This window comes from Burkholderia sp. M6-3, assembly GCF_050858985.1.
Lineage (GTDB): Bacteria > Pseudomonadota > Gammaproteobacteria > Burkholderiales > Burkholderiaceae > Paraburkholderia > Paraburkholderia caledonica.
Genome location: NZ_CP110091.1, coordinates 989177 through 1009690 on the forward strand (window position 1 = coordinate 989177; position 20514 = coordinate 1009690).

Annotated in this window: 18 protein-coding genes; 12 read left to right on the top strand and 6 right to left on the bottom strand. The window is 61.0% G+C overall.

From position 1 onward, the window contains the following. On the bottom strand, positions 1 to 861 hold the full coding sequence (gene nadE / locus OH764_RS21735) for an ammonia-dependent NAD(+) synthetase (protein ID WP_498850752.1): 861 nt from the start codon (positions 859 to 861) through the stop codon (positions 1 to 3). A 334-nt stretch (positions 862 to 1195) separates the two neighbouring features. Here nadE and OH764_RS21740 point away from each other — a divergent pair, with 334 nt between their 5' ends. Beyond that, entirely contained in the window at positions 1196 to 2149 is a 954-nt protein-coding gene (locus tag OH764_RS21740) for a L,D-transpeptidase (RefSeq protein WP_498851256.1), read from the top strand. A gap of 156 nt (positions 2150 to 2305) precedes the next feature. Here OH764_RS21740 and OH764_RS21745 read toward each other — a convergent pair whose 3' ends face one another. Beyond that, positions 2306 to 3865, bottom strand: coding sequence for an ABC1 kinase family protein (locus tag OH764_RS21745; protein WP_498850753.1), 1560 nt, complete (start codon positions 3863 to 3865; stop codon positions 2306 to 2308). Between the two features lie 588 nt (positions 3866 to 4453). On the opposite strand from OH764_RS21745, the gene OH764_RS21750 reads away from it, so the two are divergent. Further along, positions 4454 to 5875: a UbiA family prenyltransferase gene (locus OH764_RS21750; RefSeq protein ID WP_498851257.1), complete on the top strand. Its 1422-nt coding sequence runs from the start codon at positions 4454 to 4456 to the stop codon at positions 5873 to 5875. 77 nt (positions 5876 to 5952) lie between these two features. Here OH764_RS21750 and OH764_RS21755 read toward each other — a convergent pair whose 3' ends face one another. Beyond that, complete coding sequence (locus tag OH764_RS21755; RefSeq protein WP_498847578.1) at positions 5953 to 7275, bottom strand: IS5 family transposase; 1323 nt, start codon at positions 7273 to 7275, stop codon at positions 5953 to 5955. Between the two features lie 567 nt (positions 7276 to 7842). On the opposite strand from OH764_RS21755, the gene OH764_RS21760 reads away from it, so the two are divergent. Together OH764_RS21760 and OH764_RS21765 are read left to right on the top strand one after the other, a co-directional pair. Then, the gene (locus OH764_RS21760) at positions 7843 to 8535 is read left to right on the top strand and encodes a phosphatase PAP2 family protein (RefSeq protein WP_498850754.1); all 693 of its coding nucleotides are present in this window, start codon (positions 7843 to 7845) and stop codon (positions 8533 to 8535) included. A 197-nt stretch (positions 8536 to 8732) separates the two neighbouring features. Continuing rightward, positions 8733 to 10298, top strand: a complete 1566-nt coding sequence (locus OH764_RS21765) for a hypothetical protein (protein WP_498850755.1) — start codon at positions 8733 to 8735, stop codon at positions 10296 to 10298. A 98-nt stretch (positions 10299 to 10396) separates the two neighbouring features. On the opposite strand, the gene OH764_RS21770 is transcribed toward OH764_RS21765, so the two are convergent. Beyond that, entirely contained in the window at positions 10397 to 11569 is a 1173-nt protein-coding gene (locus OH764_RS21770; protein WP_498850756.1) for a TIGR03118 family protein, read from the bottom strand. Between the two features lie 284 nt (positions 11570 to 11853). Between OH764_RS21770 and OH764_RS21775 the strand changes: the two genes are divergently transcribed. Together OH764_RS21775 and OH764_RS21780 are read left to right on the top strand one after the other, a co-directional pair. After that, positions 11854 to 12411 carry a carboxymuconolactone decarboxylase family protein gene (locus OH764_RS21775; RefSeq protein WP_498850757.1) on the top strand — a complete coding sequence of 186 codons (558 nt, stop codon included), beginning with the start codon at positions 11854 to 11856 and terminating at the stop codon, positions 12409 to 12411. Between the two features lie 35 nt (positions 12412 to 12446). After that, on the top strand, positions 12447 to 13292 hold the full coding sequence (locus tag OH764_RS21780) for a helix-turn-helix domain-containing protein (protein WP_498850758.1): 846 nt from the start codon (positions 12447 to 12449) through the stop codon (positions 13290 to 13292). A gap of 263 nt (positions 13293 to 13555) precedes the next feature. On the opposite strand, the gene OH764_RS21785 is transcribed toward OH764_RS21780, so the two are convergent. Then, positions 13556 to 13765, bottom strand: coding sequence for a hypothetical protein (locus OH764_RS21785; protein ID WP_498850759.1), 210 nt, complete (start codon positions 13763 to 13765; stop codon positions 13556 to 13558). Between the two features lie 473 nt (positions 13766 to 14238). Between OH764_RS21785 and OH764_RS21790 the strand changes: the two genes are divergently transcribed. Then, complete coding sequence (locus OH764_RS21790; RefSeq protein ID WP_498850760.1) at positions 14239 to 14994, top strand: DeoR/GlpR family DNA-binding transcription regulator; 756 nt, start codon at positions 14239 to 14241, stop codon at positions 14992 to 14994. Positions 14995 to 15250: 256 nt separating this feature from the next. Here OH764_RS21790 and OH764_RS21795 read toward each other — a convergent pair whose 3' ends face one another. Beyond that, on the bottom strand, positions 15251 to 15529 hold the full coding sequence (locus OH764_RS21795; protein WP_498850761.1) for a hypothetical protein: 279 nt from the start codon (positions 15527 to 15529) through the stop codon (positions 15251 to 15253). Between OH764_RS21795 and phnS the strand changes: the two genes are divergently transcribed. The 5 genes from phnS to OH764_RS21820 all read left to right on the top strand — a co-directional run bounded on the left by phnS (position 15528) and on the right by OH764_RS21820 (position 20447). Further along, positions 15528 to 16616, top strand: a complete 1089-nt coding sequence (gene phnS / locus OH764_RS21800) for a 2-aminoethylphosphonate ABC transporter substrate-binding protein (protein WP_498850762.1) — start codon at positions 15528 to 15530, stop codon at positions 16614 to 16616. The two genes, OH764_RS21795 and phnS, sit on opposite strands and share 2 nt — an antisense overlap. 114 nt (positions 16617 to 16730) lie before the next feature. Next, positions 16731 to 17831 carry a 2-aminoethylphosphonate ABC transport system ATP-binding subunit PhnT gene (phnT, locus tag OH764_RS21805; protein ID WP_498850763.1) on the top strand — a complete coding sequence of 367 codons (1101 nt, stop codon included), beginning with the start codon at positions 16731 to 16733 and terminating at the stop codon, positions 17829 to 17831. Then, positions 17809 to 18762: a 2-aminoethylphosphonate ABC transporter permease subunit gene (locus tag OH764_RS21810; protein ID WP_498850764.1), complete on the top strand. Its 954-nt coding sequence runs from the start codon at positions 17809 to 17811 to the stop codon at positions 18760 to 18762. Before phnT ends, OH764_RS21810 begins: the two co-directional genes overlap by 23 nt. Then, positions 18752 to 19615, top strand: coding sequence for a 2-aminoethylphosphonate ABC transport system, membrane component PhnV (gene phnV / locus OH764_RS21815; RefSeq protein ID WP_087754299.1), 864 nt, complete (start codon positions 18752 to 18754; stop codon positions 19613 to 19615). The genes OH764_RS21810 and phnV overlap by 11 nt, the downstream gene beginning before the upstream one ends. Before the next feature lie 85 nt (positions 19616 to 19700). Then, complete coding sequence (locus OH764_RS21820) at positions 19701 to 20447, top strand: phosphonate utilization associated transcriptional regulator (protein ID WP_498850765.1); 747 nt, start codon at positions 19701 to 19703, stop codon at positions 20445 to 20447. Positions 20448 to 20514: the final 67 nt, after the last annotated feature.

Consider the following 20514-nt stretch of genomic DNA (forward strand, 5'->3'; position numbering starts at 1 on the left):
TTAGTCTCCGCTTCCAGCCTCCGGCCAATCGAACAGCGTGTACGGCAACGCGCGCTTGTGCCGCGTGATCTCGTAAAACCGCAAGATGATCTTGCGGGCCTCATCGCTTACGGATTTTCCTTCCAGGAAGTCGTCGATCGTCTCGTATGGAACGCCGTAGGCGTCTTCGTCGGGCCGTTGCGGGCGCAACGCTTCGAGGTCCGCGGTCGGCACCTTGTGAGCGAGCGCGTCCGAGGCGCCCAATGCTTTCGCGACCGCACGCACCCGCCGCTTGTTGAGTCCGGCGAGCGGCAGGACATCGGCGCCGCCGTCGCCGAATTTCGTAAAAAATCCCATTAGCGACTCGGCCGCGTGGTCGGTGCCGATTACCACGCCCATGCGCGTGCTGGCTACCGCGTACTGCGCGATCATCCGTTGCCGAGCCTTGATATTGCCGTGGACGAAATCTTCCTGCGCCTCGTCCGCGAACGGCAGTCCGCTCTGATGCAACGACGCGAGCATCGCGTCGGCGGCGGGCTTGATGTCCACGGTCAAGGTCTCGTCCGCGCGAATGAAGCTCAGTGCCTGCTGCGCGTCGGCTTCGTCTTTCTGCTCGCCGTGCGGCAAGCGTATCGCGACGAAACGCGCGTCGTAGTTCGCGGCGCGCAGTCGCTCGACGGCCAGTTGCGCGAGGCGCCCGGCGGTAGTCGAATCGATGCCGCCGCTGATACCCAGAACGTAGGCTTTCAGGCCGTTGCTGCGCAGATAGTTCGCGAGAAAAGAGGCGCGGCGCTCGATCTCCGCGTGGGCGTCGAACTCGGCGGTGACGTGCATTTCGGCGGCGATGTCCGCTTGAATCGCGGCCGGATCGGTTTGCTTCATGATCTTCTGCTCCTCGCGCCCGGGCGCAATGTCAAAGAAACAACTTCAGCGCGACAGTGGCGAGCACGTAGCGGACCCGCCGAAGGTCCATCCGCCGAAGGTCCATCGACAGATTGCCATACGCTGAGTAACATCCTCGTTCCGAGCGCCGCATCAACCTGCGAGCAACCAATAATAATCACATCAGTGCGAACCCGCGATGAACCATCTCAAGCGGCCTCGCCCGCCTGTATTCGTCTGTCCGACTTTTGCGCGAGTCGCCGCGCAGTGCAAAGCCGGCTGTATGCCGTATGCATTTTCCTTGCCGCTTGCCACGCGCGAGTTGTATTGCGTCATGCGGCGGACGCCTGGCCAGGTGCTATCCACCTTTGCCAGGCTGTGCAAGCTCACATGCGGCGTTGCGCTTGCCGTCTCCGCTTGTGCGGCCTTCGCTGCCGGGCCGCCCGCGGCAACGGGCGACGCGGCGTTTTCCGTCGATGCGTCGTCCGTCGCGGCACCCGATGCGGCCGGCGGCGTGGACCCGCGCCGGGCATTCGCGTTGCGCGATGTATTCGCCCACCACGTGACGCGTCGGCTCAATGTACCGGCCTCCGAGCAGCGCGCCTACGCCGCTCGTCTGCAAGCGGCGTTGCATGAGCACGAGCTCGGCGAACTGTCCGGGGAATACGTCGTGATGGTCGACCGCAATGCAAACGTGCAGGCGCTGCTGATCTATTTTCGCGCGGCGCCCGCCGACGCCTGGCAGATGATCGGCGCGTCGCCCGTGTCCACCGGACGGCCCGGCGAGTTCGACCACTTCGTCACGCCACTCGGCGTGTTCGAGCACACGCCGTCCAACATGGACTTCCGCGCTGAAGGCACGGAGAACGAGAACCATATCCGCGGCTACGGCAAGCGTGACATGCGCATTTTCGATCTGGGCTGGGCGCAGGCAGAGCGTGGCTGGGGCAAGGGCGGGATCTCGCAGATGCGGTTCCAGATGCACGCCACCGACCCCGACCGGCTGGAGCCGCTGCTCGGCGTGCGCCACTCGAAGGGTTGCGTCCGGATCCCCGCATCGCTCAACACTTTTCTGGATCATTACGGGATCCTCGACGCGGAATATGAGGCGCTCGTCGACTCGGGCAAATCGCTGTGGGTGTTGAAGAGCGATCGGCAGATCATGCCGTGGGCAGGGCGGTATATCGTCGTGGTGGATTCGGCGCGCAAGGCCCGTCCGGCGTGGGCGCCGGCGCCCGACGCAAGGACGCGCGCCAAAGTGCCGGCAGCGGCGGACACGGCGGATTGATGTGCGGCGTTTGGCCTGCGGTCAGCGTCTCGAGCGCCATGCGATCCGCGCATTAGTGCAGTCGACACGATGCCGTCCGCGCATCACCGCAGCTGACGCCTTGCCATCAGTGCATTAGTGCAACCAACGTATGCCATCAATGCGTCAGCGCAGCCATCAACGCATCAGCAACATCGTGCCCGCGCCAAGGATTCCGCCACACAAAGCGCACGCCCACAACAGCGCCCGCGTACGCCGGTATTCGCGGCCGATGTCGGCGAGCAGTTGGGCGTTGTGCCGCGGCGTGCGCGCGCGGTCGTGTTCGTGCTGCAGATAGCGCACGGCCAGTTGCGGCACGCGTGGCAGCATATGGGCGAGATGCGGCAGCTCGCGTGAAATGCGCTGGAACCAGCCCCGATGATCGACGTCGCGCCGCGCGATGTCCGCGAGCACCCGCCGCGCGATGTTCCATGTATCGACGCCCGGATGCAGCGCGCGCGCGAGCATCTCTGCCTGATGGAACGATCGTTGCGCGGTAGCGAGTCGGCCGGAGACAACACCATCGAACGGAAGCACCGCGTGCAGCAGTTGATGGAAGAGCGACCCGGCGGAGCGGTCTTGCGCAGCCGCCGCAAAATGCGCTTCGGCTCGGGTACGCAATTCCGCTTCGAGCATTTCGGGGCGAGTCTGATGCGGCACATGCCCGGCGTCGCGATGCAGTTCGGCGAGCCGGCCGTAGTCCTGCTCGAATAGGGCGGTCGCGCCATGAACGAAGAACTCGCGCTCGCCGGTCGAGAGGCTCGACATGATCGAAAATTCGGCCAGCACGAGTCGTCCTAAAGAATTGGGCTCGATGCTTACGCGAACCCGTCGCGCGTCAAGCGTCGCGTGAAAGAAGCCGTGTTCGAATGCCTGCTCGGTCACCACTTCCACAATGTGGGCAGCGAGCGGTGCGAGTTTCACCTGATGCGCATGTAGACCGCCGAGGTCGGTAGCCGGCAGCGTGTCGATGCGCTGCATAGTGAGCGTGTGACTGGTGCAAAGGTCCCAGATCACGTCCGGTACGGCGAGGCGCGTGTCGCCCTCGAAATGATGGCCCGTCTGGCTCAGGTTGGCGGCTTCGGATCGTAGATCGAAGCGGCGCTGAATCTCGTCCGCGAAGGTTTGAGTCAGCGCCCGCAGCCGCAGGCGGCGCGCGGTGCTCGACAGCTTTTCCAGCCAGCGGGCGACCCAGCGCAAAAGCGCAAGCTCGTCGCCGATCTGCTGCAACTGGCCGGCGCGTAGCAATTTGATCGCCACTTCGCGATGCCCGTTGACCGGCATCAGCAATCGCGCGAAATGCGTCTGTTCGGCGAAACCGCTGCGCACCGGTATCAGGTCGACCGCGCTGAAGAGGGTGGCGAGCGGCCGGCCGAACGCTCGAGTCAAGGCTTCCTCGGATTCGCGCGGCGGCAGCGGCGTTTCCATATGATTGATCGCGTCGATCGCGTCGTGCAATGTCGAGGTTGCCAGTTCAGGGCGCTCGACCAGCGTCTTCGCGAACTGGCCCGCAAGTGGGCCGAGCGCGGGCAGCAGGCTGTGAACACTGCGCGCACTGCGTGTCGACGAATGCACGCGGCCGACGAGTTCGACCAACCAGTGCAGCTTGCGATTGGCTGGCGCGGCGAGCCAGATCAGGCGCGCGCCGTAACGCAGTGCGTGGTAGAGCAGGAGTAAGCGGCGAAACAGTGGGGGCATCGGCAGTTCGGTTGGCGGCAATGCGGCGCACAAGAGCTGGGCGCGGCGTGGCCAGGACAATCAGATTATCAGGAATGCGCGCCGACGGCGCATCTGCGAACCGGCAGCTCGGTCTTGCCAGGGAGTCCGCGTGCTGGACGCGTCAGTCTCGCTATGCGCTCTATGGTGATCGCATCTGACCATTGTTCGATCATCAACACTGGTTTTTCCCGAAGCCAATGAGGCTCGCGATTGCGCTGATTGATTCGATATCGAGCACATGCCGGAAGAACGAACGAAGCTCATAACCCACATAAGCAACACGTGTCAGCGCCGTTGTCTTCTGAGGAAAACAGTTCTCGAAATAGTGTTCTCGCGGCGGCGGCGGCGGGGAACATACATCCGTCACGATGCTATGGCGAAAAACTTAAGGAAAACTGAAGGAAATTGCTTTGCAGATTTTATGACGGTTTTTTTAACGACGCAGTGACAAATGTGTTCTGACGCACAGTTTGGAACAACTAGACCACTATTCTCGAAGCGGGAAGTGTATGCAGTGCGCGTTGCGTGAACGTATCGAGCATCCAAACACATTCACACGAGGAAATGATGGCCGAAGCGAGCGTACCCCTTTGTGTCGATCTCGATGGCACGCTGACGAGCACCGACCTCCTGGTGGAATCGTTTCTCGTGCTTGTAAAACGAAATCCGCTGTATGCGTTCTTATGCATTGGCTGGCTGTTGCGCGGTAAGGCTCATTTGAAGGCGCAGATCGCACAGCGTGCCGCGATCGACGTGACCTTGCTTCCTTATAACGCGCGCCTCGTGGAGTTTCTGCGAGAAGAACGGTCGTATGGCAGAGATCTTTATTTATGCACCGCTGCAAACCGCAAGTTCGCTGAAGAGATAGCCTCGTATTTTGGCTTCTTCAAAGGGATTCTAGCGAGCACTGACGCCCACAATCTGTCGGGTGTTCACAAGGCGTCTGCGTTGTCCGAAGAATTCGGTCCGCACGGTTTCGACTATTGCGGCAACGCGCTGTGTGACGTGCCGGTCTGGAAGCAATGTAGACGGGCGATCGTTGTGGGAACGCGCCAGATCGCCGAGGCGGCCGAACTGGTCAATCACAAGGTTCTCTTCTTCGAGGATCGGCGATCGCTAATCGGCCTTACTGTCAGGGAAATGCGTGTTTACCAGTGGGTCAAGAATCTCCTGATTTTCGTGCCACTGCTCGCATCGCACCGATTTACCGAGGGGGACACGCTGCAAGCCGAAGTCATTGCATTTTTTTCTTTTTGCTTCTGCGCTTCGTCTGTATATCTGCTGAATGACATGCTGGACCTCGACGCGGACCGACGCCATGTTCACAAGCGCGATCGGCCGTTTGCGTCAGGACAGTTATCGCTGGCTTTCGGCATGCTTCTCGGTTGCGCGCTTCTTATCGCCTCGGCGGGATTTGCTCTGCTGCTGCCTTTTACCTTTCAGCTGGTACTGGCCGGTTACTTTGCGACCACGCTTGCTTATTCGCTCAGGCTCAAACGGTTCATGCTTGTCGACGTCTTCGTTCTAGCGGCTCTTTACACCGCGCGCGTCGTGGCCGGCGGCGCCGCAGGCGACATCCCGCTTTCCGACTGGTTGATCATGTTTTCGATTCTGATCTTTCTGAGCCTCGCCATGGTCAAACGCTATGCCGAGCTCGACGCACTATTGCGTGAAGCGAAGGCCTGCGCAGTGGGGCGCGGGTACGTCACACAGGATCTGGGCATTCTGCGTTCGTTCGGCACGGCCTCCGGTTATGTCGCAGTGCTGGTTCTCGCGCTGTATATGAATTCGTCCGATGTACGCGCGCTTTATCGACATCCGCATGCACTCTGGCTGCTATTCGGGCTGCTGCTCTTCTGGATCAGCCGTGTATGGATGTTAGCCTTTCGCGGCGAGATGCACGACGATCCGATCGTATTCACCATCAAGAACCGCCTGAGTTTGCTCGTCGTATTCCTTTGCGTGGCGACGGTGATAGCGGCAAGTTGACCTTTGAGCATTCAATCGATGCAACTGGTTTTCTTTGTTAGTCGGCCCTGAACAATTCGGTTCTCGTGCCATTCGCGTTACGCCGGCACTTCGGTGGCAGTGTGGCAGTTGAACAGGGCAACGAGAACGAAGACACAAAGAAGCCGCAGCTTCCTCAGGATCATCCGGAAGTTGTGACCGGCGCCGCACAGCACCGCGTGCATCGCATCGCCGAGCGCGCCTTTGAGCCAGTTGCGATCAAGTTTTCCGTCTGTCTTCATGTGACCGATGGCTGGCTCGATTGCGCTGCGTCGCCTGATCATCGCTCGTAGTCCGCGTGTGATGCCACGCCGCAACCCCGGGTGATAGATCTTCACGCCATCGACGGCGACACCCTTGTAGCCGCGATCGACGATGGCGACTTCTGGCGTGTCGTCGCACAGGATTGCCGCCTGCTCCAGCGCTTCAGCCAGCGTGTGCCCGTCATACGGATTGCCCGGCATCGAGCGCATGCCAACGACCAGGCCTTCCTTGTGGGTCGTCGTGATCGACACTTTCACGCCGAATTCGTAGGGCGTGCGGGCCTTTCCCTTTGCCAGACATTCAACTTCCGGTGCGTGCAGCGCGTAGAGCTTATTTTTGTCCTTCGGCTTCTGCGCCAGGATGCGCTTCGTGCGACCAATTAACTCCTGCAACGCCACACGACCTGAGTCTGGCACGTGGGAGAGCTGCCGCTCCACATCACGCATCACCCGTCCAACGCGCGAACGCAGCGTGCGCAATGTCTTTCTCATGCGTTTGTACTGCTTCGCGTGAGCGTAGCGGCCAATCTGCAGCCCCAGTCGCGGCGCCTCGCGGTTGTAGTTTTGCCTCAGTTTCAGACCATGCCGTGCCGCAGCCTTCACCAGATGTTCGCGACACCGTTCGAGCAATCGCGAATCGGTTGGGTGTGCGATCGCCTTCTCCATGACAGTCGTATCGACAATCACGCGCTTGACGCTCGAGGCCTTGATCACGCCAGCGCGCTTCGCTGCTTCGATCGTCTCGGCGAGCAATTCTTCAACGCCGGCTTCGCCCAGTCGTTTGCGCCAGCGCGTCAGGCTCGACGGGTCGATTGGCGGCTCCGTCTGGAGATACGTCTCGCCCGTAAAGACCTGCCAGTAGGGGTTCTCAACCCATTGCCAGACGACCTCTTCGTCGGACAGGTCGAACGCGTGCTGCAAATACAGCAGCCCGGCAATCAGTCTGGGCGACGTCGCCGGTCGCCCCTTGCGCGATACAAAGCTTTCGCTCATCGACGCGCCCAGTCGCGCCCAGTTGATCAGGTCGGCCAAACGTATCAACGGATGCTTCAGGTTGATCTGTTCGCGCAGCGGTTGGCGGAAAAAATCTCCCTCCGTCACAGGTGTCTTCGGACCCATCCGCACCTCGTCGAAAAATGCAGGGTTCTCGCGTTAATGTGCCAGGTTCCTGCAATTCTCACAACACCATTTCGGCCTCAAAGCTCTGCTGCACAAGGAGCTCCGAATTGTTCAGGGTCGACTTGTTATTTTCGTCAGACCTCCGTTGCTATAAATGCCGGCTCGGTTAGGTCTGCGAGCAAGTCGAATGCCTATACATTCCTCCAAAAGTGCGGGCGCTGCGGCGCGCACTTTTCCGGCCTTAATGTCCCCTGCTTGTGCCAGTACTTCGCGCGATATGTTGCGCTGAGCAGCGTTGCCCGATGACGGCGATCATTGGGCTGACGTCGACTAGAGAGCTTGAGGGCAATGTGAAAGCATTCCGCATTTTGCGGCCGGAGCGGAGACCTTTCTTCATTCTTGCGTGCGCCAACGCGCATTCGGGAGCCGGTTCCCGGCATCGCACGGTGGTAAATAACATAATCTGGGTGTACCGCAGGCAGCAAAGCGACTCGTTGGGCGGGCCTATTCCGCAAGACGGATGGTTACCGTCCTGTCCCAGTACGTACCTTATTGTCTACGCGAAAAATGAATAGCTTCGACACGAGCATCGAGACTTTTTTTAGCGGATTCCATTCTTGTGTCCTCTGTAATCATGCGGTGCAAGCCATCGCGGACATGTACACATTTAAAGGTCTGGTGCTGATTCCCGTTTTGTGGTGGCTATGGTTTCAGTCTGCCGAGCGTCGGCAATGGCGGCGTGAGGTCGTCATTGCGACTACCGTGAGCGGGCTATTGGCTCTGCTCGCTGGAAGACTTCTGGCGCATTTTTTACCGTTCCGCACGCGCCCGGCGTTTTCGCCCGACCTGCATCTTCACTTCCCAGTTGTCCCGCAAAGCGAAAGCTTGTTATCAGCGTGGAGTTCATTTCCGAGCGATCACGCAATGTTGTGGATGTCGGTTGCGGTAGGGATCTTCATCGTTTCTCGCCGCGTTGGCATTCTGGCGCTGCTGTATGTTGCAATATTCATTTGCATGCCGCGCGCTTACCTCGGCTTCCATTACCCGACCGACCTGTTGGGAGGAGCCGCGATTGGCATCGTCATCACCTACGTCATGACTCGCGACTCCGTGAGAGCGCATTACGCGACGCCCATGTTGCGCTGGATCGAGCGCAATCCAGGACCATCAGCCATGTTGGGTTTCGTGCTGTGCCTGGAGCTCGTTACCCAGTTCGATGAAATTAGAGCCTTCGCCACTTCCGTCTTCAAGGTTGTCTGATTCGTTTTATTAGACGGTAGACCGGACGATTCAAGCGGACCGGTTACGCGAATACTGGCTCTCTCGACTCTTATCCCGCCCGTAGCATGCAGTCACGTGGCTGTCTGGTTGCGTGAATAAAGAGGCGAGATGAGCGTCGTCCTTCTCCAGGTCGTATCCAAAAGGCCGAACGTCTACACAATCTGAAAGGGGTGTTGATGACTGCTCGAAACGGAACGGCATATACCGGCAGGCCGTTGTATTTGTGGAGCGTCTGGCTCATTGCTACTGTGGTGGCTTCCACGCCGCTCTTTGTCTCGTCGATTCCGCCGTTGGGACAGCACTTCTATAACATCGTCAGAGTAGACATTCTGGCGCATCCTGGTTCCTACGCTGGCAACTTCGTCGTTCGGTGGGACCCGTTGCCCGACCTTGCAATGGACCTGACCTTGCCGTGGATCGCGAAGCTGATGCCGGTGGAGTGGGCAGCATGGTTCTTTATCGTGGTCGAACTCGCGTTGCTGAGCTCGGGCTGTCTGGTTCTCAGCCGTGCTCTGAATGGCCGGTGGTCGTGGTTCCCGCTGTTCAGTTTCCTGCTTCTCTACAACTGGATCCTGATACGCGGTTACGATAACTTTCTGTTCGGGACCGGCCTTTGTTTGTGGGCGATAGCCTTGCATGTGGCGCTTCGCCGGTCCACGGTCGCGCGGATCATAGCGTCGTCGTGCAGCGCCCTTGTGATTTACTTTTGCCATCTTTTTCCTTTGGCCGTTTTTGCACTGGTCATAGGAACGTGGGAGCTTGGCTGTTTCCTGCAGGAAGGGAAACTGCGAATCCGCTCGCTTGTCATGCACGCAAGTGCAAGCCTGGTTCCGTTGGTACTTCCCGTTGTGTTACTGGCGCATAGCAGTACCGGCGGACTTCGTGGCTCTGTCGACTTCGGCGTCGTTCATATATTCGCCAAAATCAGCCGTTGGCTCGATGTCTTCGCAATCGGCAATCCCCCGGCCGACGTCGCAGTGCTGGCGAGCATGGGCCTGACAGTAGCCGTCGGCTTTCTAATGAGATGGTGGACCTGTAAGCCTGAGTGCCGGATCACGGTGATTGCGCTTCCGTTGGTAGCGCTATTCGCGCCGTTCTCCGCATTTGCTTCTTATGGCGTTGTCGAGCGATGTGCGCTGAGCTTCGCATTCCTGCTGACAGCCCTGGTAGATGTGCGGGCCTCCGCACCGCATCTGCAACGTATCGGCGCGCTAGCGCTTGCGATTGTTTTCTTGTTTCGCATTGCGACGGTGACGGCCGATTGGCGTGCGGCGAAGCCTTCCATTCAGGCGTACCGCGCTACTTTCGCGTCGTTGAAATCGGGCTCGGTTTTGTTTCAATACAAACAGGATACGACGTATCCGTCGCCAAGGACCGCGCCTCACCGCTGGAATCCGTATCTGGATAAGGTCGTTGCGCTTGCAACGCTCGATCGGGTTCTCGTGCCGGATCTCTATCTGAAGGCGGGCCAGCAGCCAGTGCTTTATCGCGCAGAAAACGCCGCATTGAGGAAGTTCCAGGACGATATCGAGAATGGCGACACGGCATTCCGGGCGAACGACGGTATGTTGCGCGCGTGGGCCGCGGACTTGCAGAACAGGTTTCCAGACCTGCAAACCCGATTCACGGAAGTCTATCTCGCTGTGTTCGATCCGCAACGGCGCCTGTCTGAAACACTAACCGGTTGGCAACTCGTTGCGACGCTACCGGAACATCGACTCTACCGAATGCTTCCTCGTTGAGCGCGGTCATCGCGAGTTGCGTCACAGACTCCGGCGCTCGCGGTGTTCAATCAATGCGGCCGCTCATTGTGGATGAGCGGCCGTGCATATTCGCGAACCTACATGCCGATGCTCGACCCTCCGCTCGAACTCGTGCCTGTGCTCGTTCCCGTGGCGGAACCCGAGGTCGATGCCGGATTCAGATCGATTCTTCCATAGACGCCGTCTGCTTCGTCATTGGGCCCCGCCGCGAAGAAGAGCGTAGTAGCAGGCTGATTGTTGAGCCCGTTGCCGAACGCAATGCCCCACAAGCCCGGCTCGACGATCGCACTGCCGTTCGAACTCTTGATGGCGCCCATCGACTGGCCGCTCGATGCGTTGAAAGCGTTAATCGTGCCGTCGCCGAAATTGCCGATCAATATCGCGCCGCTCAATGAGCCGAAATTGCTTGGCGCTTGCGCAATACCCCATGGTGCATTCAGCGCACCGCCCGTTGCAAAGTGCTGCTTGAGGTTACCTGCCGTATCGAATACATCCACCATACCCAGTCCCGCTCCGGCGACGTCGTCATGTTTCTCTGCATCCTGCTCCGCGTAAGTGACGAACAGGTTCGATCCGATCAACTGGATGCCAAACGGCGCAAAGCCGGCAGGAATCGACGGATCCGTAAAGGCGCCGGGCATGGCGACCTTGGCAAAATTGGTGTCGAAGACGTCGATTTTTCCGTTATGGAAATCGGTCGCGTAGAGGAAGTTGTTGCCGTTGTTGGCCGCGAGCGCGAGGCCCTTGTACACGGCGCCGCCGGTGCCGTCGTCGTACATGACGAACGCATTGGTTGGCCCAACGGCAGGCGCCCATGCGGTGACGGTGCCGCCTTCGCCCACGAAGATAAATGCGGCGACGCCAGACTTGCCGTTTTGCGTCACGTTGAAGCTTTGCGTGCCGTTGAATACGATGCCTGTTGGCGACGCTGTCCCATTCTTGCCGTCCGGGATCGTGACGACGAGCGATTGCGGCACGCCGTTGCCGTCATAGAGTGTCGCGAGGTTGGTTCCGTTGTCGGCGACCCAGACGAAGCCTTTCGGATTGAAGGCCACGCCCCAGGCATTCTTCAGATTGACGTCGGTGTGCGCCGCCGACACGGCGCCATCCGAGACGAGCGCCGTTGCGGTGAACGACGACTGTGCAGGCGGCCCAGAACTGGGAGAACTGGAACTGCCACCGCATGACGCGAGTGTCGCGATAGCTGCGCTGCAGGCTACGACGGTGAACGCTGCGAGTAGAGACTTCATGGCCGCACTCCTTGTTCCGTCCAAAGGTCACAACGCTCAATGAACGAGAGGGCGATCGGGTTTATTCCAGTGGAGGGAACTTATTTGCGAGTACTTTCTATGGCTGAACTGGATAGATAAAAGGAGGTTGCGAATTCACGTGCTGGCCTTGCGTTTGCCGCGTGGCGACTAACTCCGATGTCGCGCAGCGATTACATCCAATGTAATTGGCGCCATGAGCGGCGGCATCTAGTCTCTGTCTGTCGCGCTTCCATTCCGGTTGCGCTCGCCGCCAAGGAGATACCATGTCCCGCTTTCCCACGTACACGATCGAATCCGCTCCGGCAGAATCAACGCCCGTGCTCCAGCAATTACAAAAGGCGTTCGGCCTGATACCGAACATCGCGGCCAAGATGGCGCGGTCGCCTATGCTGATCAACGGTTTTATCGGCCTGTTCGAGCGTGTGCACGCGAGCAGTTTGACCGAGCCGCAAATTCAGACGCTGCTGCTGACCAACGCAGTGACGAATGCAAGTGTCTGGGCCGTCGCATTTCACACGGCGCTGGCGTTGAAAGAAGGTGTGCATCCCGCCGACGTAGACGCAATCCGCCACGGTGTCCTGCCTGATGACCGCGAACTGGCCGCGCTATCCGCATTGGCGCGCACGCTGATAGAAAAGCGCGGCCACCTGAGCGAATCGGACCAGACAGGTTTCCTGGAAGCCGGGTTCAGCGTTGAGCAGATACTCGAAGTTATTGCGGTGGTTGCCGCATCGACGATCACGAACTATGCGGGCAGCGTCACCCGGCCGCAGCTCGAAGCGCAGTTCGAGGAATTCGTCTGGCTTGCGCCCGCACGCTGAATTATTTTGTTCTTTACATTGATCCCGGAAATCCGATGAACGCGAGCAGTCACGATCCGAAAGTGCCGCAAAGTGAGCTTGGCGACTTGCTGCGCTATTGGCGCGATATGCGTGGCGTGAGTCAACTGGATCTGTCTCTCGAGGCTGGTGTTTCGCAGCGCCAGATCAGCTTTATCGAAAGCGGGCGCAGCGTGCCGGGCCGGGACACGCTGCTGACGCTTGCACAGACGCTCGACGTGCCGCTGCGCGAGCGCAATGCGCTGTTGCTCGCGGCTGGCTACGCACCGGTGTATTCGGAATCGCCATGGAACGCACAGGAGATGCACAGTGTGATCGCCGCGCTGGAGCGCGTGGTTCGCCACCATGAGCCTTTCCCGGCGATCGTGATGGATCGCTACTGGAACGTTCTGATGACCAACGACGCGGCGCCGCGCTTCTTCGACTGTTTCATCGACATGACCTCGCGCAAAGGTCCACGCAACATGCTGCATCTGATCTTCGATCCGCAGGGCATGCGTCCCTTCGTGGCCGATTGGGATACGGTCTCGCGAAGCTTGCTGCAGCGGGTGTATCGGGAGTCGATCGGTCACGTCGTCGATGCCGGCACGAGGCATTTGCTCGACGAACTGCTGGCCTATCCAGATGTGCCGCGCGACTGGAAGACGCATCATGCGCCGGCCGCCGGGCCCACGATTCCCGTCATTCCGATAGGCTTCATCAGCGGGGACGCGGTGCTTCGATATTTCTCGATGGTTACGACCGTTGGTGCGCCGCAGAACGTTACCGCACAGGAGATACGCCTGGAATGCATGTTTCCCGCCGATGACGAAACCGAAGCGCGCCACCGGCAGTTGTTCGCCGGACATTCGGAAAAACGTTGAACCCGTGTGCGATGGGCATAAGGCAGACCGCCGCCCATCCCGGCAGCCTTGACGATTTGCGGCTGGTTTTACTCGGCGCTGAACAGTCATCGCACGGGCGTTGAGCCGTGTGCAAGAGAGGCGAGCGTGAACTCAAAGTCGCGTGCGGCCAGCCGACGAGCGTTTCCAATCACGGTGGAACGGTAGTTCCTGCCGCTGGCAACGCCGCGTCCCGCCAGTGCGGCACGCGTGTCACGACCCATTCAGCCGCGGTTAGGCCTCAATCAAGCTTCGGGCTTTCCGCCGATGGTGTTGCCTTGTTGCCAGGCGCGCTTACCTTCCTCGGACAATTCTCCGCTGCTGTGCGACGCGTCCGGCTGTGTACCTTCTACTGCCATCGAGCCGCCCGGCTGTTCCTGGGCAGGGACGCGTTCACCCTTGCGCGCTGCCGCGCGATCGTCCTGAGTGCGTCCCGCGTAAGTTTCTGTTGCCATTTCAACCTCCGGAAAGAAGAGAATCACCCCGCGTCACTGTGCGCATTGCGCGTGCCAGACGCGGTGTGCGCGTCGCATCGAAGGCGTTCCATACGGCCGGTGAGGAAATCGTCACACAATTTTCTCTCCGTGTATGATTCCGGCGTCGAAAGCTGTTGCGGCACGGTTGAATGCATTGCGTGTAAGAGTCGGGTCTGCGCGAACGTCGCGTCGCGCTCGCATTGACGCACTCGCCGGGCGAGGTAGAAATCGCAGTGCATTGCTCTCGCGACTGCTGGAAGGGGCATTGAACCGCGCTGGTGCAATCGCGGGCAGACCAATGCGCAGATGAACATCTAGCCAATGTGCGAGCCCGGCAACGTGGAGTTGCACAGACGCCGCTTGGAGATACATAAAGCGGTTCTGGGAAAAGGCTTTGACGAAGATATGCCCCGCGTGACAGCTCTCGCGGGAAGAAGAAGGAACAACGCTGAATGCTCGCAGAACAACGTCACCAATACATCCTGGCGCAAGTCGCTAAAACGGGCGCGCTGTCAGTCGCCGAGCTGGTGCGCGAACTGAACGTGTCGCGCGAGACCATTCGCCGTGACCTCAACGCGCTCGCCGGACGCGGCCTGCTCGTCACCACCCACGGCGGCGCGCTGTCGGGCGACCGGCGCGAGCCTGACCTCGACACGCGTGAAGCGGCAAACGCCGGCGCGAAGCGCGCGATCGGCGAACGTGCGGCTGAGTTCGTTCCCGACGGCGCGTCGCTGATCGTCGATTCCGGCAGCACGACGCAGGCGGTCGCGCGAGCCTTGCTCGACCGGCACCGTCTGTCGGTTTACACCAATGACTGGCGCATCGCGCTGCTGCTCGGACGGCGCAACGACAATCGCGTCACGCTATTGGGCGGCGAACTGTCCGATATCGAAGACGCCACCTTCGGGCTCGACACGGTCCACCAGCTCACGCAATATCACGCGGACTTCGCATTCATCGGCGCAGGCGGCATCTCGCCGGACGGTTATCTCACCGACTACAGCCGCATGGCGGCCGAAGTCCGCAGCCGCATGATCGCCGCCGCCGATACGGTGGTCGTCGTGGCCGATCATTCGAAGTTCGGCCGCGTCACGCCGGTGCGGATCAACGGCATTGAGTCGGCGCGGTATCTCGTGACCGAGCTGGCCCCCGAGCGCGCCATCGGCAAGGCGATTACGGCCCATGGCCCGGAAATCGTGATTGCCTGAGTCCATGTGCGCGGCCGGTGCGCGCGCTACGGCGACGGGTTGCGACACGCGTCGCGCCGCCTGCTGCCGGTAGAGCGCAGTCCCGCATGATCCGATTCCCGATCAGCGGCGATGTGGCAGCGGCTGTGCTCAATCTCATCACGTCACTTTCCCGCTACTCCGTCGGCTTGGCTATTATTGGCGAATTGTGTCAATTTTTGGAATTCGACAGAATAGTCATGGCGTTGTCATCGAAACCTGTGATCCTTGCCGTGCCTTACAGGCATGGCAGGCAGCGCGAACGTGATAGACAGGTTGCAAATCTCGGTTGGGAAGACGCCGCCAGGTTGTCGGCAATCTGCAATCGCTTGATCGCATCGGGGTCGGCTGCGGCAACATGCAATAAGTCACGCAAGCAGCACATAAGCGGCACATCAGCAACACGCACCCAAGCAGCAAATAAAGCGCAAACGGCGCGCGCCACGCGCCGTTCAATCACAACAGGTATCGGGTTTTCCCGACCGTCTGGTTTTTTGCCTTTCGGAGAAAGCGACATGACAAAGACAAACTCCCTTCAGACCACGGGCCTCGCACGCAAGCTTCTGCCGGCGCTGGTTGCCGCCGCGATGTTCGGTGGCGTGGCCATGCAGGCGCAGGCCGCCGATGCGGTGGTGCTGTACACCGCCGACGGCCTGGAAAATCTTTATAAAGACGTGCTGCCGGCCTTCGAAAAGAAGGAGGGCGTGAAAGTCAACGTCGTCACCGCGGGCAGCGGGGAAGTCGTGAACCGCGCGACAATTGAAAAAGACCAGCCGAAGGCGGACGTGATCGTCACGCTGCCGCCGTTCATCCAGCAGGCGGATCAGAGCGGTCTGCTTCAGGCATACCAGAGCGCGAACTACAAGAACGTGCCGGCGATCGCCAAGGCGCCGAATGGGGCTTGGGCGACCTTCGTGAACAACTACTTCTCGTTCGCGATCAACCCGGAAGTCACGAAAAACCAGCCGAAAACCTTTGCCGATCTGCTGCACCCGGACTACAGCGGCAAGGTCGCTTACTCGAACCCGGCGACGGCGGGCGACGGCATGGCCGTGATCATCCTGACGTCATCGCTGATGGGTGAGGACAAGGCATTCGACTATCTGAAGAAGCTGGAACAAAGCGCCAAGTTCCACACCAAGGGCACGGGCTACCTCGACGTTCTGCTGTCGCGCAACGAAATCGCGTTCGCGAACGGCGATCTGCAGATGGATCTGGACGACGCGGCCAACGGCGGCCTGTCGCTCAAGCCCGTGTTCCTCGCGGCGGCGCCGGGCGAGCAACCGACAACGTTCCAGTTGCCGTATGCAATCGGCCTCATCAAGAACGGTCCGAATCAGGCGCAAGGCAAGAAGCTGATCGACTATCTGATGTCGACGGAAGTGCAGGCCAAGGTACCGGACATCTTCGGTATTCCGGGCCGCACCGACGTGCCGCTCGCCGGCAAGAACGGCGAGACCGTCAAGCAGGCGATTGCGGGCGTGAAGCTGATTCCGGTGGACTGGAACCACGTGATGGCCAAGAAAGCTGACTGGACCGCGCGCTGGAAGAGCGACGTGATCGGTTCGTCGGGCAAGCAGATCGAAGTGGTCAAGCCGAAGTAAGCCGCTTTTTAGGCTTTTCAGTCTTGCTTCCCAGTCGAAGCACGCAGCGCTCTCGCGATCGGTGTGATCGCCGGCGCGCTGCCTGAGCATCAATCTTGTTGGAGGATGAATCCGGTGAATACGGCCAGTCTTGCTGGGCGAGGCGCGCTCGACGCCTCGCTGGACGCGCTCGGCGCCGCGCGTTCGGACGCGCCTGGCGGCGTGCAGATCGATCACCTGACGGTGCGCTTCGGCTCGCGCACCGTGCTCGACGATCTGTCGCTGACCATCCAGCGCGGCGAACTGCTCACCGTGCTCGGCCGCAGCGGCTGCGGCAAGACTACGCTGCTGCGGTTCATCGCCGGGTTTATCGAGGCGGACGGCCTGTCCGGCACGCTCACAGTCGCGGGCCACGATCTCACGCACGTGCCGCCGCATAAGCGCAACCTCGGCCTGTTGTTCCAGAGTTACGCGCTGTTCCCGCATCTGTCGGTATTCGAAAACGTCGCGTTCGGCTTGCGGGCGCGGCGCGTATCGGCGAAGGACATCGCACGACGCGTGGCCGAGGTGCTGAAACTCGTGCAACTCGGCGACGCCGGGCACGTGATGCCCGCGCAGCTTTCCGGTGGCATGCAGCAGCGCGTGGCTCTTGCGCGCGCGCTCGTGATCGAGCCGGACGTGCTGTTGCTCGACGAGCCGCTCTCCGCGCTCGATGCCAATCTGCGCGTGTCGGTGCGCTCCGAACTGAAGGCGCTGCATGAGCGCCTGCCCAATCTGACCATTGTCTGCGTGACGCACGACCAGGATGATGCGCTGGTACTGTCGGATCGCACGCTGTTGATGCGCGATGGCCGTATTGCGCAGCTCGGCACGCCGCAACAGTTGTACGACGCGCCGAACGACGGCTTTGTCGCGCGCTATCTCGGCACGGCGAATCTGCTGCCGCCGCAAGTCGCTTTCGGCATGGACGACGCGCGCTACAACGAGCGCGAGCGGGTCGCCTGTCTGCGGCCGGAAGCGCTGCGCATCGTGCCGCTTGGAGAAGGACAGCTGCACGGCGTAATAACATCGGTCGAATGGTATGGCGCGGTATTGTCGGTGTCGGTCGCTTTGGACGCGATGCCAAACGAACCGCTCCTCGTCACCATGCAGCGCGGCCACGGCATGATGCCGGAGAAAGGCGCGCGCGTTTCCCTGCGTTACGAGGCTGACGATGTCGTCCTTATCCACCCCTGAGGCATCGGATTCGCTTCCCGCCTCGGCGGCAGCCGCAGCCGACGCCCGCCGCAGCGCGAGCGCCGCTTTGCATCGGGCCGCGGTGAAGCGCCGCGAGCGCATGGCGCAATGGCATCTTTTGTTCATCGCGGTGGTCGTGCTCGGGCCGCTCGTCATCTACCCGCTCGTGCGCCTCGTGTTGCTGAGCCTGGGCGGGCCGCATGGCATCGGCCTGCAGGCGTATGCGGCGTTCTTCGGCAATCCCGAGACGCGCGGCGTGATCGGCACGACGCTGTGGATTCTGTTCGCGAGCGCCGGACTTGCATCGCTGCTCGGCGTCGCACTGGCGTCGTTGCTGTTTTTCAAGCCATTTCCGGGCGCGCGGATGGTTACGCGCTTTCTCGAACTGTTCGTCGCGTTCCCGTCGTTTCTGGTCGCCTTCACGCTGATTTTTCTGTACGGCTCGCAGGGCTCGGTCAGCATCGGCTTGCAGCGGCTCTTTCATCTGGAGGCGCCGCCGCTCGATTTCCTGTTCGGCGTGGGCGGCGTGATTCTCGCCGAGGTCGTGTTCTACGCGCCGTTCGTCGTGAGGCCCACTCTGGCTTCGTTCGCCACGCTCGACATGCGTCTGATCGAAGCCGCCAGAAGTCTCGGCGCTAGCGGCTGGATGGTCGCATTCAAGGTGATCGTGCCGCTTGCGTGGCCGGGTATCGCTGCAGGCACGATCCTGTGCTTTCTGCTGACGCTCAACGAGTTCGGCATTCTGCTCGTGCTTGGCAGCGCGCATCTGATCACGTTGCCGGTCGCCATTTACAGCTCGGCCACTGTCGACCTCGATCTGCCGACGGCGGCAGCCGGCGCGGTCGTCATGCTGATCATGTCCTTGTCGCTGTACGCGTTGTATCGCCAGGTCAACCGTCGCAAGGTAAAAGGAGCGGGCCATGGCCGTTGAACTCGACCCGACCGTGCTGCCGGTCATGCACAAGAAGGCGCGCCCGGTGCGCCGGAGTTTGTTCGTGCGGATGCTCGGCGGCCTGTTTCTCGGTTTTGCCGCGCTGTTGTGCTTCTGGCTCTTCGTGTTGCCCGTGATCGTGGTCGGCTTGTCGAGCGTGGCGGCGCACTGGTCCGGCACGATTCTGCCGGCCGGCTTCAGCACGCGCTGGTTCGAGCGGCTCGGTTCCAGCGACTTCGACGCGCTCACAACGAGCCTCGAGATCGGCATGGGCGTCGCCGTGCTCGGCACGATTCTGGGGTTGTGGCTTGCGCTCGCGCTCGAAGGACGCGACCGGCGCGGGCTCGGCGCGTTCGTCGACACCATTGCCATGATGCCCAACGGCGTGCCGAGCGTGGTGCTCGGTCTCGCGGTGCTGATCGCGTATCACAAACGGCCTGTGGACCTGTCGAGTTCCGCGGCGATCGTCGTCTTTGTTCAACTCGCGCTCGTGCTGCCGTTCTGCTACCGGTGCGCGGCGGCTGCGTTGCGCCCTGAACTGACGATTTTGCGCGAAGCGGCCGCGAGCCTCGGCGCGCCTCCGTCGATGGTGCTGCGCCGCGTCGTGCTGCCGCAACTCGTGCCGGCGATCCGCGCGAGTCTCGCGCTCGGGTTCGCGCTGTCGCTGGGCGAACTGGGCGCGACCCTCACTGTTTATCCCCCCGGTTTTGCGACGGTGCCGATCGTCGTGGTCGGTCAGGTGGAGCGCGGCTACTACCTGCCGGCGTCCGCGCTGTCGCTGATTCTGCTGCTCGTCTCGCTCGCCGCGCTGCTGCTGATTGCGGCCCGTGTGCCGCGCCGTCGGATCGACTGAACCTGCGTTTTCCTCGTTTTCCCGTCTGCGCGTCGTGCGGGGCGCAGACATTCCACATACTTTCGATGTGGCGAAATTTGTCAAAATGACCGAATATATGCAAACTGCTTCTGTCGATCCGATTGAGGTTGTGCGCAGGCATTCGCTGACAGCACTGGTTCGCGACGAGATCGAAAGACACATCGTCGAAGGCGAACTGGCGCCGGGCGCCAAACTCAACGAGGCAGACTGGGCGGCGCGCCTGCAGGTGTCGCGCGGGCCGGTTCGCGAGGCGTTCCGCGCGCTCGAGCAAGCCGGGCTCGTGCGCACCGAGAAGAATCGCGGCGTGTTCGTGCGGACGGTGTCGCTCGCCGAAGCCGACGAGATTTACGCGGTGCGCGCGGTGCTCGAAGAGGCGGCGTGCCGGATGTTGGCCGCGAACATCGACGCGAGTCAGTTGGCGGTGCTGCGCGATTGGCTCGGTGCCATGCGCGCTGCGCTCGATGCGCAAGATCACAATGCTTACGCGCGGGCCAACGTCGCGTTTCATGACGCGATCGTAGCGGCGGCGGGCAATCTGAAGTTGTATGAGACGTATCGAAGGCTGGTGAGCGAGTTGAGTCTTTTCCGGCGCGCGGCACTGGTGGTGCATGCCGATGCGATGGAGCGCTCGCTAGCGGAACATCGCGCGATTCTGACCGCGCTCGCTTCGCGCGATGCCGCGCATGCCGCGGCGCTGATGCACGCGCACGTGCACGGCGGGTTGCAGCGCGCGCATGAGGCGTGTGAGGGAGGCGGTGTGCCGGGTAGGCCGTTGGTAACGGCGCGCGGTGCGTCTGCTGCGGGCGATTGACCGATGACTGCAGGGCGACTGAAGGGCGACTGAAGCGATCGCGTCGTCGTAACGCATTGGCTTGAGC